We start from the raw sequence: 15,900 nt of genomic DNA, 5'->3' as shown, positions 1-15,900 counted from the left end.
TCGCAGAGTTCGTCCCCTGATGCCCTTGCCTCTTCCAAGGCCGGCCGATTTGCCTGCAGTGCTCGTCGGCCCGCTGCTGCGCCGCCTGGAACCCAACCGATTACTGCTGTGGCTGGTCGGCTCCCAAGCGCTGACACTCACCCTGCGCCTGGCGTTTACTGCTCCGGGGGCTGGCGAACGACGCTTCGACTACCCGCTTGCAGACAAACACTGCCAAATCATTCCCATCGGCCGTCATGCCTTTGTGCACCTGATCGATCTGCCGCTGGAAATCCCACTGCCCTGCGATGTGCAGATTGACTACGACCTGCTGATCGAGGCGGACGGTAGCACTCCCCAAGGCATCGCCCAATGGGCACCCCACCTGTTGTACGACGGCGCACGTCAGCCCAACTTCGTCCTGCGCTCGCGCATCGACCAGATACTCCATGGTTCCTGTCGCAAGCCCCATTACCCGGCCCCGGAGGGGTTGTTGTGCGTGGACCGCCTGCTGGCACAGGACCACGCGCCGCAACAACGCCCGGCCTTGTTGATGATGAGCGGCGATCAGGTGTACACCGACGATGTCGCCGGCCCCATGTTGCGGGCGATACATGCCCTGATCGAGCGGCTGGGCCTGTGCCATGAACGGCTTGCGGGCGCCGTGGTCGATGACAGCGCAGCGCTTTACCAGCACCCTGCCAGTTATTACCACCGCGCCGACCTGTTGCCGGCGACACAGGCCAACCAATCCTTGCGCGAGCGCTTTTTCGGCGGCGTGGAGAAACCGATTTTCACCAGCAGCAATGCCGACAACCATCTGGTCACCCTGGCCGAGGTCATGGCGATGTACCTGTTGGTCTGGTCGCCGACGCCCTGGACCCTGATCGACCCGCAGATGCCGGCACTCGATGCGCAGCCGCGTGAACGCTACCAGCTCGAGCAAATCCGTATCGATGCGTTCAAGACCGGCCTGGGTGGCGCCGCGCGAGCCATGGCCCACTTGCCGAGCCTGATGATATTCGATGACCATGATGTCACCGACGACTGGAACCTCTCGGCGCAATGGGAAGAAACCGCCTACGGCCATCCCTTCTCCCGACGCATCATCGGCAATGCGTTGATCGCCTATATGCTCTGCCAGGGCTGGGGCAACAACCCCGATGCGTTCGCCGGGCCATTGGCCAAAACCCTCGATATGACGCAGCCCGGCAGCCGCCACCTGGACAGCGTCGTTCAGGACAACCTGATCGAAGACCTGCGACGTTTCCACGACTGGCAATACGTATTGCCGACCACACCCGCCCTCGTGGTGCTCGATACCCGCACCCGACGCTGGCGCAGCGAGCGCAACCTCAAGCGGCCATCGGGGCTGCTGGACTGGGAAGCGCTCAGCGAATTCCAGCAGGCGTTGCTCGATCACCCCTCGGCGATCATCGTTTCACCGGCACCGGTCTTCGGCGTCAAGCTGATCGAAACCATTCAATCGGTGTTCAGCCGCCTGGGCCACCCGCTGATGGTCGATGCAGAAAACTGGATGGCCCATCGTGGCGCGGCCCAGGTCATGCTCAACATATTCACCCATTCGCGTACGCCCGGAAATTACGTGATTCTCTCCGGCGACGTGCACTACTCGTTCGTGTACGAGGTGCTGATCCGCCATCGTCGCGGCGGCCCCAAGGTCTGGCAGATCACCAGCAGTGGCGTGAAAAACGAATTCCCCAGACGCCTGCTCGCCTGGCTCGACCGTCTCAACCGCTGGCTCTACGCACCCGCTTCCCCGCTCAACTGGCTGACCAAACGCCGGCGCCTGGAGGTCAAGCCCCGCATTCCCCAGCACAGCAACGCCGGTGAGCGCCTCTGGAACAGTGCAGGCATCGGCCAGGTGTTCTTCAATGAAAAAGGCCAACCGGAACGCATCTTCCAGCTCAACGCCGACGGTTCGCCACCCACGGAGTTCATCGACGACCGCGATGCCGCCACTCAATCCGTGACTCGCCCCGTGATCCAGGAGTAACCCCATGACACTTTTCAGCAAACACGCCCTGGCCTGGGCCCTGGCAGTGACCACACTCCTGGGTGGCATGACCGTTCAGGCAGCCAGCAAGGCCGCCCCCAAACCGGCAACGGCAACGGCAGTGAAGGTCTCCCTTCTGGGCGGAAAACTCACCTTCAGCCTGCCCAGCGGGTATGTCGCCAGCGCAATGCCGCCCGGGGAAGACAACAACGCCAGCGCTGAAGGGACCTTGTACGTCAACCAGGCGCAAAAGCGCGTGGTGATCGTCGCCGAACACCCGCTTTCCGGCGACCATGTGGCGGGCGACAATGACGATGCCTTCCTCGATGGCGCCGTGACCGGTTTCATCGACCAGCAAAGCGCGGCCCTGCCTGACTTCAAGCAAGAAAGCGAAACCCGGCTGACTTTCAAGGGGCTTGGCGTGCGTCAGATCGACAGCCTGTCGAGCATGGGTGGCGGCAAAACCCTGAACACCACGTTCCTCGCAGGTTCGGGCAAGCGCATGGCGGTGGTCCAGGTCGTTTCCCGTGTCGACGACCAGGCCGGGCATGGCGCAATGGTCAAGCAAATCATCGACTCGGCTTCCGCGCCCAAAAAATGAGTAAGAAACCGCGCTGCACGACTGTGCGGACGCGGTCGTTGTGCTGATCAACTGTTGCCGGGCGAACAGTTCTGCGCTGCGGCAACAGCGCAACCACCCCGCCAGCCCGCCATTTACGGGGCAAACCGCGTTGGCATGCGCCGTGCAATTCCCTGGATAGACAAGCAAACGCTTTTATTCCGAGGGACTGCAATGAACCTGATCCGCCTGATCCGCAACAGCCTGGCCAGCCTGGCACTGGCAACCCCGTTGAGCCACGCCAGCGAACCCGTCACCCTGGTTGTCGGCGACCAGAACTACTACAACGTGCGAGCATCGGTAGAAGCCTCGGGCGTCCTGCAAGGGGCGCCGTACAAGGTGGACTGGAAGCACTTTCAATCTGCCGCACCGGTCGCCGAAGGGCTGCAAGCCGGTGCCCTGGACCTGGGCTTTTTGGGGGATTCGGGATTTATCTTCCTCGCCGCCAAGGGCGCACCGGTCAAGCTGATTGGCATTTCGCGGCAGAACCCCGACACCATCGCCCTGCTGGTGCCCAAGGACTCACCAGCCAAGACCATCCAGGATCTCAAGGGCAAGAAAGTCGCCTATTGGCCGGGTGCCTGGAGCCAGCAGCTGACCCTGCGCGCGCTGGAAAAAGCCGGCCTGCCCAAAGACTACGTCGAATTCGTCAAACTGATGCCCGTCGACGCCGCCACAGCGCTGCCACAAGGAAGCATCGATGCCTTCCCGGTATGGGAACCCTACATCTCCCAGCAACAAGTCTTTTCCGGTGCACGGCCGATCCTGACCGCTCGCAACCTGATGCCCGGACTCTCCAGCATCGCCGCCAATGCCAACTCGATCGAGCCAAAACGCGCCGCCATCGCCGACTTCCTCGGACGTCTGCAAAAGGCCCGCACCTGGGTTCAGGCGAACAAGGAGGCCTACGCCGATCTGTGGGCCAGGAAATCCGGCCTGGACCAGGCAGTTTCTCGGCACTGGATCGGCCAGGCCGACATGACCGTGGGCCCGGTCGACGCCAGCGCTGCGGCGGATTACCAGGGCACCGCTGATTTTCTGCTGGAGACCGGCGCGCTGCCCAAGGCATTCGATACCAAAGCGGTGATCGATACGTCGTTTGCCAAGGCGTTCAACTGAGAGGCGATAATGGGGCAAGGGTCGACCTTGCCCCTGAGCGGTCCTACTTGAGTATCAGCCCCGTCCGACTGGCTGCCGGCAACCGAGGCCAATACACTTGATGGCAACAATGCCCCGCCTTGCCGCTTGCTCATGGACAAACTTATGAAACCTGCAGTTTTAGCGATGTTGACCCTGGTTGTGACGGGCTGCGGGACAATCAACACGGTATTCAGGGATGACTCGGTTACCAGCCGCAATCTCGCCAAGTCCAGTAGCTACTGCGGCACGGTCCCGCGGGTCTATAGTGGCGTCATGTATGACTTCTGCATACTCCATGCACCACCTGCCGATTCCGATAACTATGGAACTGTGCAAAACGTGTATTGGCCGGTCATCGATTCGATAGCTTCAGCTGCATTGGACACATTGCTTTTGCCCTACACCATTGTTCGGCAGAACGATGAGGGAAGCATCGAAATAGCTCACAAGCAATAGCTCGCTTTCAGACACACGCTCAGATGCTGTAATCCTTGAACAGCTCCTCTTTGATAATCAGCAACGCATCGTTGTAGTAGCGCTCGCCGCGGGCCTCGTGTAGCGGCACCGACCTGACGCTTCCCTCGCCATCGCGCGGCTTGTGCTCGCAGGTGATGAAAAACTCCGCCGTCTCTGCATCGAACTCCAGGTAATAGAAAAGCTCCCTGCCCTCACGATCCCAGTAACCAATTTCTCTTCGCATGAAGCACCACTACGCATCTGTTGTAACGGGAGGTTGAGGTGTTGCAATCGCGCAATGATACCGGCTCAGCGCTATCTTTGGGGCAAACGGCGAACCCTGTAGCCGCTGCCGAAGGCTCGGTGCGCCGCTGCGACGCTGGGCCGCAAGGCCCCCGGCAATCTTGAGAACCTGCGCCCGCTTCGCGCGCGAGCGCAGCCTGGCGGCAGCGGCTACGCCGACCGTATTGCCGGCCCGTTCAATGGTTGTTCCTGACCGTTCACTGCCTTTGGCAACCGCCCTCGATCGAGACGGCCGCGGCGATTGTCGGTCGCTTTTGAATGCCGGATCTCCGCTCGGACCAGTTGACACAACTCAACAACTGGCCTCACCCGCTTCAATTCCGTAACATCCACAGCCCTCCGTCCCCGCCACTCCCTGCGGTCGGTTTCGCCGGCCTGTATGTTAGGTAAGCCATGAACCCGAAACGTCTGCGCGCCGATGTCCTGGCCGGACTCACCACCTCTTTTGCCCTGCTGCCCGAGTGCATCGCCTTCGCCCTGGTTGCCCATCTCAATCCGCTCATGGGGCTATACGGTGCCTTCTTCATTTGCACCCTGACCGCGCTGTTCGGTGGGCGGCCCGGCATGGTGTCCGGCGCAGCTGGATCGATGGCCGTCGTGATCGTCGCGCTGGTGGTGCAGCACGGCGTGCAATACCTGCTTGCCACCGTGCTCTTGGGGGGGCTGATCATGATTGCTTTCGGCCTGCTGCGGCTGGGCAAGCTGGTGCGCATGGTGCCGTACCCGGTGATGCTCGGCTTCGTCAATGGCCTGGCAATCATCATCGCCCTGGCTCAGTTGGACCACTTCAAGAGCGGCGAAGCCTGGCTGAGCGACACACCGCTGTACCTGATGGTGGGGCTGGTGGCATTGACGATGGCCATCGTCTATCTGCTGCCGCGCCTGACCCGCGCCGCGCCGCCTGCGCTGGTTGCGATCCTTGGTGTCGGCCTGACGGTATACCTGCTCGGTCTGCCAACCCGCACCCTTGGAGACATGGCGCACATTGCCGGCGGCCTGCCTGGTCTGGCCCTGCCGCAGGTGCCCTGGAGTCTGGAAACCCTGCGCATCGTGGCCCCCTACGCAGTGCTGATGGCCCTGGTCGGTCTTCTGGAAACCCTGCTGACGCTGAACCTCACCGATGAAATCACCGAGAGCCGTGGCTACCCGGATCGCGAGTGTGTGGCGCTGGGGGCGGCCAACATGGTCTCCGGTCTGTTCGGCGGCATGGGTGGATGTGCCATGATCGGCCAGACGGTGGTCAACCTCAGTTCCGGCGGCCGCGGACGGCTCTCCGGTGTGGTCGCCGGCGTGATGATCCTGCTGTTCGTGCTCTTTCTTTCGCCGCTGATCGAACGCATCCCGCTTGCCGCACTGGTCGGGGTCATGTTCGTGGTGGCGCAACAGACCTTCGCCTGGGCCTCGCTGCGGGTGCTCAACAAGGTGCCACTGAACGATGTGCTGGTGATCTTCGCGGTGACGGCCATTACGGTGTTCACCGATCTGGCCACCGCCGTGCTGTGCGGGATCATCATTGCCGCGCTCAACTTCGCCTGGCAGCAGGCCCGCGAGCTATACGCCGACAGTTACCTGGAAGCCGACGGCAGCAAGCTCTATCGCCTGCATGGCACACTGTTCTTCGCCTCCAGTGCACCCTTTCTCAACCAGTTCGACCCTGCCAACGACCCGCCCCAGGTGACCCTCGATTGTCGCCACCTGACCTTCGTCGACTACTCGGCCATCGCCGCGCTCAAGACGCTGCGCGAGCGCTATGCCAAGGCCGGCAAGCACCTGCGCGTGTTTCACTTGTCCGAGCGGTGCAAACAACTGCTCAAGCGCTCTGAAGTGCATCACGACTGAGGTCTGTGCGTGAATAGGTACTTTTTTATAACGTGCAGGTCGAGGACACGTGGTGTTAGCAGCATGCTTCGTGATGCAGGCCACCGGAAAAGGTCCACGTGAGATGGACGCTGTTATGGCATTTTGCTAGTTTCCATGTGAGGGTCCGCCCCGGCGCAGAAGTTCGCCGACTCAACTCTTCGGTGCCCCCATGGAAGCTGGAAAATAAGCATGATGCTGACTAAACGCCGACGTTCTCTCGTGGGAATCATCATCCTGGCCGTCGGCCTGATTGGTTTCTTGACCCAATTGTTGTTGGAATCCGAGACTCACCGCTGGAAAACCCGTTTCTCCGAATACGTGCAGAATATTTCCAGCGTCGTGCGCAATCAGTTGGACACCAACGAAGCTGTCCTGGCAGGCTTCTCGGCATTTCTCCAGGCCGTCGACCAGAGTGACACGGATGCAGCGGCCCGCTATGCCGCTGCCGTTTTGGCCGCTTACCCTCATATATACATGCTCGAGGTAGCACGGGGGGTACCCATTCCCGAGCAGGCCGCCTTTGAAACGCTGTTGCGCCGCACGTGGCGACCGGACTTTGAACTCAAGGACTTCCCGAGCCTCACCCACCAGCCTGCCCAGCATCAGGTCTATCTCAGCGAGACCTGGCCCGTACTGTTCATGTATCCGGAACTCTCGCAAGCCAGTGCGATATATGGCGTCAAACTGGAAACTGTCGGCTATTTATCCTCCGCATTGGCCCTGACCCACAATAATTTGAAGCCCGTTGTATCGCCCGTGTTCTCGATGTACGAAGGCGCAGACGCCTATATTCTGATGCAGTCAGTCAGTCGGCCAGAACAGGCGCGAGAGAATTCTCGCCCCAACTTTTTTGGCAGCACCATGGTAGCGTTGCTGTTGATCAAGACCGGCTCGATATTGGAGGCTGTAAATCATGCGGGGGCAGACCCGCTGGTTCGCATCAATGCCGTCCTCGGGACCGCTGCCGATTCCGACAGCCTTGTGTTTTCAATGGAGCCCGAGCAGGCCGGTATCCTGGACCGTTTGTTACTGCCGCATCTGAATGATCGGGTCGAAATCAGGAGTGCTTCACAACCCATGACCTTGGTGTTTGAGCGCCAGTTACGTCTAGGGGATGTCCTGACTACGGAAGCGATGATGATCCTGGCGGTTCTGGCAGCGGCCCTCATTCTGATGCCGGTTGTTCTCTTTCGGCATTTCAAGGCAATAGAGATGGCAGAGCTTGAGCACGAGCGCTCGGCCTATCTGGCAACCCATGATGTGCTCACCCAGTTACCGAACCGCTATCTTTTTACCGATCGATTCAATCAGGCATTCTCGCGCTGGAAAAGAAACAGGATTCAGTTTGCTGTGATGTTGATCGACCTGGATCATTTCAAGGAAATAAACGATAAATGCGGCCATGAAGTCGGTGACCAGGTTCTCCGAGCTGTAGCAGTTCGCATGCTTCAGGAGACTCGCTCGTGTGACACCGTTTCGCGCTACGGGGGGGATGAATTTGTTGTTCTGTTTACAGATCTTGGCAACGCCGCGGATTCTGAAATCATGGGCCAGAGGATACTGGAGGCCATCGGGAAGCCGATCGTGACAACAGCAGGGGAACTGTCCATCTCCTGCAGCATCGGAATCTCGCTATGTCCGAACCATGGCGAGAGCCTCGATGAGTTGCTCAAGGCAGCAGACCAGGCCATGTATGACGTCAAGCTACTTGGGCGGGATGGATTTGCCTTGAGCGGTAACAACAGCAGCGTTCGAATCCAGGGGTTTTGCGGGTGAGTGATCATGGGGCCTCGGACATCGATAAGGGCAATCAGCTTTGGCTCAACGTCAAGAATGCTTTGTCCAGACATCCAGAACTGCCACTCACAGGTTTTCGATTCGTGCTCGTCGGGCGTGCCTCGGGCGCGGTGCCTCGCACGACCATCTGTGTAATGGTTGAGATGACGGCTTCATAGTCAGCCTCATCCGCCTTGCGCTTGCCGGTGATCGCCGAGATTTGCCGGCCAAAGTTGACGTAGGTCTGGGTAACCGCCCAAAGGGTGAGTAACAAGTGATGCGGGTCCACTGCCGCGAGCAGGCCTCGATCGATCCAGTTTTGCAGGCAGGCAATGCTGCGTTGAATCTGGGTGTGCAAATCTTCCCTATACTCCTTTGGCAAGCGCCGCGCGCCATGCATCAGTTCGATGGCGAACACTGCAGAGGCGCTGGGCTGGGCTTGAGTCCTTCGCTGGCGACGCTCAGGATAAGGCTGCGAATCCGCTCACTGGCGCTTCTCGGATTTCTTGCTGCAATGCTGGATCGTTCTTCGGGGCTTGTAATGTCCATCGCTTGTTCCACTCTCTGCCTACGACAGCCGCTCCGTTGTTTCTTTGCCATGGCAGAGCGCAATATATCAATGTATATAGCGATTGAGTCCACTTTTCCACGGAGGATCTTCGAATGTCCGTTTCAAACGCCAAGGAAGCCGTAGGCGAGATCTACAACCTGTCATCGATGCAGCATGCACAGCAGATGAGCTGGAAAGCCATTGAGCAAATTGCCCGAATCATCGAGCCCGGCATGCGCGAGTCTCAAGCGGCAGCCGCCGGTAAGCAGATCCTGACCGAGCTAGGCATGCAGCGTATCTGGCATCCCTTGTTGATACGCTTTGGTGCCAATACCCTCAAGACCTTCAAGCAGCGCTCCGAGGGTGACCCGGAGCTTGGCACGAATGACATTTTCTTCATCGACCTGGGTGTGGTTTGGGATGGCCATGAAGGCGATGCAGGTGCCACCTTTGTGACGGGATCGGATGCCGAAATGATCGAGTGTGCAGCGGCAGCCAAGACCCTGTTCGACCAGGTCGAGGCGTACTGGAGAAGCGCGCGGGTTTCTGGCGTCGAACTGTATCGCTATGCAAAAAGCCGTGCCAAAGCCCTGGGCTGGAAGCTGAACCTGGACATCAAAGGGCATCGGGTAAGCGACTTTCCGCACGCGATCTACCGTGCCGGTGATCTGGGCGACTTCAGCGCCTGTCCGAACGGCGGCCTCTGGATACTCGAGATCCAGATCGCGCACCCTTATTGGCCTTTCGGGGCGTTCCATGAAGATCTGCTCGTGTGAGCATCGTACGCCTGCGCGCAGTGATCCCGGCAGCCCCCTCAATTCCCCAGACAAGAACCCGATTCTGGGGAAAAAGAACAAGGCCGATTGCCCCCGCTGCTTTCGCGCCGACTTCAAAATATTGCGGTGAAGGCCCACACATCAAGCAGCAGCACTATCGCGGTCACGGAAACCAGGAAGTAAGTCTCTGAGCTCGTCATGGCTAAGACCCCATCTTGATGATTGATGGGGTGTAGTCTGCAAATACTGCTCCACAATTATGATTGGCTAGACCCGAAACTGCTGCATCAGTCCCTGCTGATGGTTGGCCAGGCGGTTCAATGCCTGGCTCACCTGGGCCGACTCTTCGGCCTGCCCGGAAAGGGATTCGGTGACGTCACGGATGCTCGCCACGTTGTGATTGATCTCCTCGGCCACGGCGCTTTGCTCCTCGGCCGCGCTGGCGATCTGCAGGTTCATGTCGGTGATGACCGAAACCGATTCGCCGATTCGACGCAAGGCGGCGACCGCCTGTTCGACGTGTTCGACGCTGCCGTGCGCTTGCTGGTAGCTATTGCTCATCGAGCCGACGACCTCGCGGGTACCATTCTGCAGGCCTTCGATGACCTGACGGATTTCCTCCACCGAGTCCTGGGTACGCCTGGCCAGGTTGCGTACCTCGTCGGCAACCACAGCAAAGCCGCGCCCGGCGTCACCGGCGCGGGCGGCCTCGATGGCAGCATTGAGGGCGAGCAAGTTGGTCTGCTCGGCGATGCTGCGGATCACCTCCAGCACCGAACCAATCTGTTCACTGTTGGCCGCCAGACCTTCGACTTGCGCCATGGCACTGCTCATGTCGCGGGCCAGGGCATCGATGGCGCTGGTGGTGCGACCAATGACGCCAAGGCCTTCGCGGGTGGCGAGGTCGGCACCACGTGCAGCGTCAGCGGCCTGCGCCGCGCTGCGGGCGACATCCTGGGCAGTGGCACTCATTTCGTTGGAGGCGGTGGCCACCTGGTCCACTTCACGGTACTGCTGCTGCATGCCGGCACTGGTCTGGCTGGCGATGGCCGCGGACTGGTCGGCGGTGCTGCGGGCGTCCTGCACCGAGCGCTTCACGTCGGCAATCACCGGTTGCAGCTTGTCGAGAAAGCGATTGAACCAGCCGGCCAGTTCGCCCAGCTCATCCTTGCGTGCGTAGTCGAGGCGGCGGGTCAGGTCGCCTTCACCGCTGGCGATGTCCTTGAGCATGCTTGCGACCCCCAGGATAGGTCGGGTCACGCCGCGCGCGGTCAACCACACCAGGAGCAGGCCGGCGATGGCGGCAGCTACTCCGAGCAGCAACTCCCACCAGGTGCCCTGGGTATTGCGCACATCCAGATCCTGCTGCAGGGCCATGGCCGGCGCCAGCAGGGTCGGCATGGCTACGTCCAACAGAACGGCCCAGGGCTTGGCGTCTGGAATAGGTTGCAGCGGTGCCAGCACCTGCAGGTGACCCCTGGCCTGCCGCTCATGTCCTTGGCCCTGGCGATGCAAGTCCAGCAACTCGGCCGCTTCGCCCGGGTAGGCCCGGGACAGGTTCTGACCAAGCAGGCCGGCATCCGCACTGTGGCCGGCGAGCAGGCCGGCCGGGCTGAGGATACTGATGGCGCCCTGCCCCTGATACAGGCCCTGGCTGCCCGCCGTCGCCAACTGCTGGAGATTGCTCAGGCTGATGTCCATGCCGACCACCGCGATCATGCGACCGTTCTCGATCACTGGAAATGTCAAGGTGGTGATCAGCGTCTTCTGACCCGAGGCGTCATCGAAATAGGGGTTCAACAGGCAGGGCTTGAGGCTTTGTCGGGGGCAGTTGAACCAGGTATTGAAAGGGCTGCCGTCGAGCATGGGCGTGGCGTCGCTGATCATTCCCTCGGTCACCACCAGGGTGCTGAGGTTTTCACCGCGCTGCGCCCAGTAAGTGGCGAAGCGGCCTTGCTCGTTGCTGCCCGTTTCGGCGCGGCCGGCAAAGGCGGAATCGTCGCCGCCCAGCGCATCGGGCTCGAATACCAGGTAGAGGCTGAGCAATTGCGGGTTGGCCTGCAAGGCTTCCTTGATTTGCTGGTTGAGCTCCTCGCGCAAGGCCTGGCCTTCCATATTCAGCTTCTGCGCCTGACGGCGCTGGCGCAGTACCTGATGGGTGAAGTTCAGGCCGTCCTGGTAGGCCGACATGAAATAGCGCTGAATGGTCAACGCCTGCACCTTGCCCTCCCCCTGCATGCGTTCGCGGGCCGAGTCTTCGAGCATCTGCGCACTGCTCGCCTTGACCAGCGTGGTACCGGCATCCATGCGGTAGAGCGATATGCCGATAAGCATGGCAACGATGGCCAGCAGGCAGAGGCCGGCCAGCAGAGTGATCTTCCACTGGATGGAAAGTCGGTTGAGGGGCATTTAAGCAGTCCTTGTGCGGGGAGATAGCGGGTGGACGTTCAACGACGCGGGCGATGGCCACCTGATATCAGTCACCAGCACTTTTCATGCCTGAATAATTAAAACTATTTAATTACAATAGGTTAGCGATGGCGTGAGTATCCTCAGCGCTGCAGGCAGAGATTTTTTGCGTCAAATCTTGCGACAAACCGTCTCTGCCTGAATCAACCCTTGGCCGACCTGCAGGCGCGGAGCTCAAGAGCTGTTGTAGCGGTTATCTGCAACCCTCCAGATGGCTCTTCATGCAGGCTGCATGATCCCATTTTGCAATTGCCCACTTTAAGCCATTGATTTGGATGGACTTACGCACGCGCACTTATTGGCACAACAAATGCGAAATCGGAACTCGGTCCAGTGCAGAACATTTTGCCCTGTCCTGTCATGGTTTCGTCACACCTGCAGCGCACAATGCTGTTAGCCAAAAGGATTTGGCCCCATCTACTGAGAGCCCGGCCTGAAGCCGGGCTTTTCGTTTCAGTGCTCGAAATTTCTCTGGAATGCCACAGATTATCCAGCCCCAATCAACTCGAGTCGTTGCACTCAATGATTTCGTTCGAGCCAAAGCTGCTCGGTATGTGCGTTGAGGTCGGACCGAAGAGTGGTGAGCAGGTTCTCTATCGCCCGATTGCAGTTGAGTTCGGCACAGGAGATTCCAGAGGCGAAGAGATCTATCCGCCCTGTATCCGGACCATAGATCCGCACTGTCAGACAGTTGTCAGCCGTGACTGAGCATGCGCAATACATCGGAAGAAAGCTTCTCTCGATCAGGTGTCGGAGTTCTAAAGTGGAAAGCATGGTGGCTACCTCAACAGGAGCCAGCCAAGAAACTCTTGCCATAGCGTAAAAATCAGACGCGCAACGACTGCAGGCCAGATCACCCTCCCTTTGAGCTTGGCGGGAGAAGGCTAGTCTTCAGTCTATGCCTCATCACGCATGGCCCGTTAGATCGTTTGGCAGCAGCCTGCAATCGGCTAGTCACATCCTCCAGGGGCGCCCCGCAAAAACTTCAGAATGCCCCTTGATTCCCCTCCGCCCGGTCGTGCAAGGACGACTACCCCGAGACCGAAGGCTCTTCACCGCCGACACTGCCCGCCATGCTGGCGACTGCAAGCGCTACTGAGCAAGCCAGTAGCGAGAACATGGCAAATGCTCCCATCACATATAGATAAGGCAACACATGATTCCACGCTCGAGCCACCCCCAGGAAAGCGGCGAATAACCAGCCGCTCATGGATAGTGCACCCAAGAGCGCCAGACGAGTACGCCCTGAGCTGCGTAACAAGACAAAGGGAGCCTTTTGCAACAGCGGAAAACCGACTCGATGCAACAACGCACCGTTCAAAGTAAGCAGTGTGACGACAGTCACCTTGGCCCAGAGCTTCTGATTGAGCAGATAGGCAGCCCCCTCATTGAGGTAACCCTGAAGCACCAACAGCAAGCCGCTTCCCCAAAGAGCCAGCAGCGCAAGGGTGACGATCTTTTGAGTTTCTTCGAGATACTCACGGCGCACTTGATCCAGTATTTCCTTGCGCCAACTCCAAAGCTTTTGATCAGCCTGCAACACCCGCCCCAAGGCTATACAAGTGGCGAGCAGATGGCCGTATACGAGAAGCATTTTAAGCATTGCCTTGACCTTATTGTTGTATGGGCGATGCGTTCCCTGCCTCCCGAGGTTGAAAACAAATGATACATATTAATATTTGCATCAACAAGCTCGGAACCCGGCCGCCTATGCCGGTTCACTTCTCAGAATCCATAGATTTACTGATCCACTTGTGCCTTTATTGCCAAAACATTGCACGGCACTTGATACAGGACGTGCTCTGTAGTGCTGCCAATCAGCTTGTGCAGCCCTTTTCGATGCGTGTTTCCCATAATGATCACATCGGCTCGACTGTGGGCTGCGAAGTCGGACATCACTTTGGTTGGCGCCCCTTCAATGAAGTGTTGTCGTTCAGAAGGGACGCGGTAGCTGTCAGCCAACGCAATGAAGGACGTATGCAGTGAACGACGCACGTCGTTGCTGAAGCCTGGCATCGTCACGGCGCCGGCACCGGCATCCGAGATATGTGTTTGCGATGGATCGAAGGCATGCAGCAGATGCAGTTCTGCATTGCACTGCATTGCCATCCGATGCGCGGCCAGGATGATTCGATCATTGATGGCAACGATCTGGTGGTCAGGATGCGACAGGTCCACTGCTGCCACTACCACTCGCGGAAGAGGACAGCGGACTTCGCTGACCAGATGTACGGCAACCGGGCAATCGCGCAACAAATGCCAATCCAGCGGCGTGACAAATACCCGTTTGAGTGCTGATTCGTGGTGGACGTCCTTGATAACCAGATCCGGTTGCAAGTCCGTCACATGCTGAAGGATTTCTTGCAGTACATCGCGAGCCAATACAACTTCGGTGGTCACCGTAACGCCATTTCCGCGGATCAGTTGGGCTTCATCCTGGAGCCACTTCTGGTTCTCCTGCTGACAGATCTCGCGAAATTGTTCATCCCCGCTCATCAATCCCAAAATGTCGACGTCTTCGATGAATACCGAGATATGCAGCACCGCGCCAGTGGCTTTGGCAAGTGCGACTGCCCGCTCCATCGCCGGCGTGTGACGCATGGTGGGGCCGACAATCAGGAAGAGGCGTTGATATTGGCTCATGTCGCACCTCCAGCATTTTGGGTTACCCGTCAGTTACCCCTGACTCTCTCGTTCGCAAAATCCTTGGCGACTTTCTATCGCCTCAACTTCCCGGATTGACAATACCAATATACGCCTGCATTCAATCAACGCGCGCAGGACGAGTCGCCCTGGCAATCGAATGTACGCGCCACACTATTCCAAAAAGCAAAAATTTGGCGCGAATGCCTTGAGCGTCAAGTCCGATGGAGGCCAAGCGTGACCCAGGCTGCGAACTCAGTGTAGCCGATCAGATTTCCCTTGCCCCCTGGAGCTGCATGATCTCGCCCAAGGCTTCAATCGCTTGTGATTTCTGAATCGGCCCATCCGGGCCATCACTACTCAGCAAAGACGAAGTGGCGCGGGAATTGACGGCGACAATGTTCACGCCACTGCGTGAAGCTTCGGTGAGTAAAGCTGCCAACAAATGCTCGATCGCAGCCAGACGGAGTTCGGAAGTCATTCATTTCTCCTTGAGCCGGCTCCATGCCGGACAGGACACAATTACCCCATATGATCTCAAATTGCCACCACCCGATCATGGAGGACGCACTTGCAGGGAGAAGTGCCTGAGCTTGCCAGGCGGCCGATTCACCACCTCTGTTGCACTAAACCCCACCCTCGCCGCTACGCGTTACCGCGCTCGCACCAATTCGTAGCCAGCCTGATTCCACGCCTCAATGCTTCATCAAAGCTCTTCCAGGACCAACTTTCCCTGGCAAGCAAAATATCGTCGTGCCCCTCCCTCCCCCAGACACGAATGCCTACTGGTGCAGGGTTGTCGGGCATACCCCAGATAAAGTCGATCTTCGCTCTTTTCCCGTTCGGGTGGACGAAATCCACGGGATAAGGCCGCTCTACCATCACGCTCATTTCACTCTTCCTTGAAATCTGGCACGCGCCGGGAAATCCAGAAATAGCGTACAAATTGCCATCATGCAACTCTGGCCAGGATCCCCATGCCTGGGGAATCCCTACTGAGGCGTATGACGATTCCCGATACTTCGTGCCATATCGATACCCCAGTCAAAAGCGCCCTCCATGTCCAGATGATCCGGCGCCGGGTGGTCATTCTCGGCTACAGGGGTGCCGTCCGGGTTGTACACACCGACGAACATCTGCAGAGAACCATCTCTCAGTATTTTGGCCTTTACCTGAATCGTGCAGCCGTTCGATAGCGTTTCAACGTGATCCAAATGGCGCTCAGTCATCACTGCACTCCTCTGAAATTCACGCATTAGTAAGGCATACCAATCCCGCTCACGCCATCACGGAGACTGCCGGTGATCGCCAG

General features: G+C 58.8%; 15 protein-coding genes and 2 pseudogenes. 7 read left to right on the top strand and 10 right to left on the bottom strand.

Features of this window, described 5'->3' with window-relative positions; all coding sequences use genetic code 11:
• The first annotated feature begins 19 nt into the window (after window positions 1-19).
• The 4 genes from F2S13_RS16225 to F2S13_RS16210 all read left to right on the top strand — a co-directional run bounded on the left by F2S13_RS16225 (window position 20) and on the right by F2S13_RS16210 (window position 4,211).
• Entirely contained in the window at window positions 20-1,996 is a 1,977-nt protein-coding gene (locus tag F2S13_RS16225) for a metallophosphoesterase family protein (RefSeq protein WP_166362528.1), read from the top strand.
• 4 nt (window positions 1,997-2,000) lie between these two features.
• Window positions 2,001-2,597 (top strand): DcrB/PsbP domain-containing protein, encoded by a 597-nt coding sequence (locus F2S13_RS16220; protein WP_166362526.1) that lies wholly within the window; start codon window positions 2,001-2,003, stop codon window positions 2,595-2,597.
• 192 nt (window positions 2,598-2,789) lie between these two features.
• The gene (locus tag F2S13_RS16215) at window positions 2,790-3,734 is read left to right on the top strand and encodes an ABC transporter substrate-binding protein (RefSeq protein WP_166362524.1); all 945 of its coding nucleotides are present in this window, start codon (window positions 2,790-2,792) and stop codon (window positions 3,732-3,734) included.
• Window positions 3,735-3,878: 144 nt separating this feature from the next.
• Complete coding sequence (locus F2S13_RS16210) at window positions 3,879-4,211, top strand: YceK/YidQ family lipoprotein (RefSeq protein WP_166362522.1); 333 nt, start codon at window positions 3,879-3,881, stop codon at window positions 4,209-4,211.
• 19 nt (window positions 4,212-4,230) lie between these two features.
• Here the strand turns inward: F2S13_RS16210 and F2S13_RS16205 are convergent, their stop codons facing one another.
• Window positions 4,231-4,455, bottom strand: a complete 225-nt coding sequence (locus F2S13_RS16205) for a hypothetical protein (RefSeq protein WP_166362520.1) — start codon at window positions 4,453-4,455, stop codon at window positions 4,231-4,233.
• A gap of 452 nt (window positions 4,456-4,907) precedes the next feature.
• Between F2S13_RS16205 and F2S13_RS16200 the strand changes: the two genes are divergently transcribed.
• Window positions 4,908-6,353 carry a SulP family inorganic anion transporter gene (locus F2S13_RS16200; protein ID WP_166362518.1) on the top strand — a complete coding sequence of 482 codons (1,446 nt, stop codon included), beginning with the start codon at window positions 4,908-4,910 and terminating at the stop codon, window positions 6,351-6,353.
• Window positions 6,354-6,566: 213 nt separating this feature from the next.
• Window positions 6,567-8,150, top strand: a complete 1,584-nt coding sequence (locus F2S13_RS16195; RefSeq protein ID WP_166362632.1) for a GGDEF domain-containing protein — start codon at window positions 6,567-6,569, stop codon at window positions 8,148-8,150.
• A 34-nt stretch (window positions 8,151-8,184) separates the two neighbouring features.
• On the opposite strand, the pseudogene F2S13_RS29455 reads toward F2S13_RS16195, so the two are convergent.
• Window positions 8,185-8,589: pseudogene (locus F2S13_RS29455) on the bottom strand (TetR family transcriptional regulator C-terminal domain-containing protein); the annotation flags it as partial.
• A 224-nt stretch (window positions 8,590-8,813) separates the two neighbouring features.
• Between F2S13_RS29455 and F2S13_RS16185 the strand changes: the two are divergent.
• Window positions 8,814-9,476 carry a M24 family metallopeptidase gene (locus tag F2S13_RS16185; RefSeq protein ID WP_166362516.1) on the top strand — a complete coding sequence of 221 codons (663 nt, stop codon included), beginning with the start codon at window positions 8,814-8,816 and terminating at the stop codon, window positions 9,474-9,476.
• Window positions 9,477-9,743: 267 nt separating this feature from the next.
• Here F2S13_RS16185 and F2S13_RS29850 read toward each other — a convergent pair whose 3' ends face one another.
• From F2S13_RS29850 to F2S13_RS16150, 8 genes and pseudogenes are all read right to left on the bottom strand, one after another.
• Entirely contained in the window at window positions 9,744-10,499 is a 756-nt protein-coding gene (locus F2S13_RS29850) for a methyl-accepting chemotaxis protein (protein WP_425500234.1), read from the bottom strand.
• A gap of 102 nt (window positions 10,500-10,601) precedes the next feature.
• Window positions 10,602-11,591, bottom strand: a pseudogene (locus F2S13_RS29845) (methyl-accepting chemotaxis protein); the annotation flags it as partial.
• 873 nt (window positions 11,592-12,464) lie between these two features.
• Entirely contained in the window at window positions 12,465-12,719 is a 255-nt protein-coding gene (locus F2S13_RS16175) for a DUF1652 domain-containing protein (protein ID WP_166362512.1), read from the bottom strand.
• A 256-nt stretch (window positions 12,720-12,975) separates the two neighbouring features.
• The gene (locus tag F2S13_RS16170; RefSeq protein ID WP_166362510.1) at window positions 12,976-13,548 is read right to left on the bottom strand and encodes a hypothetical protein; all 573 of its coding nucleotides are present in this window, start codon (window positions 13,546-13,548) and stop codon (window positions 12,976-12,978) included.
• A 137-nt stretch (window positions 13,549-13,685) separates the two neighbouring features.
• On the bottom strand, window positions 13,686-14,588 hold the full coding sequence (locus F2S13_RS16165; protein WP_166362508.1) for a universal stress protein: 903 nt from the start codon (window positions 14,586-14,588) through the stop codon (window positions 13,686-13,688).
• Window positions 14,589-14,856: 268 nt separating this feature from the next.
• Entirely contained in the window at window positions 14,857-15,069 is a 213-nt protein-coding gene (locus F2S13_RS16160) for a hypothetical protein (protein WP_166362506.1), read from the bottom strand.
• A gap of 164 nt (window positions 15,070-15,233) precedes the next feature.
• Window positions 15,234-15,479 (bottom strand): hypothetical protein, encoded by a 246-nt coding sequence (locus F2S13_RS16155; protein ID WP_166362504.1) that lies wholly within the window; start codon window positions 15,477-15,479, stop codon window positions 15,234-15,236.
• Window positions 15,480-15,580: 101 nt separating this feature from the next.
• The gene (locus tag F2S13_RS16150; RefSeq protein ID WP_166362502.1) at window positions 15,581-15,817 is read right to left on the bottom strand and encodes a hypothetical protein; all 237 of its coding nucleotides are present in this window, start codon (window positions 15,815-15,817) and stop codon (window positions 15,581-15,583) included.
• Between the last annotated feature and the right edge of the window lie 83 nt (window positions 15,818-15,900).

The organism is Pseudomonas akapageensis (assembly GCF_011355085.1).
GTDB lineage: Bacteria > Pseudomonadota > Gammaproteobacteria > Pseudomonadales > Pseudomonadaceae > Aquipseudomonas > Aquipseudomonas akapageensis.
Note: the sequence above shows the minus strand (reverse complement) of the source record. Positions and strands in the feature narration are given on the sequence as shown.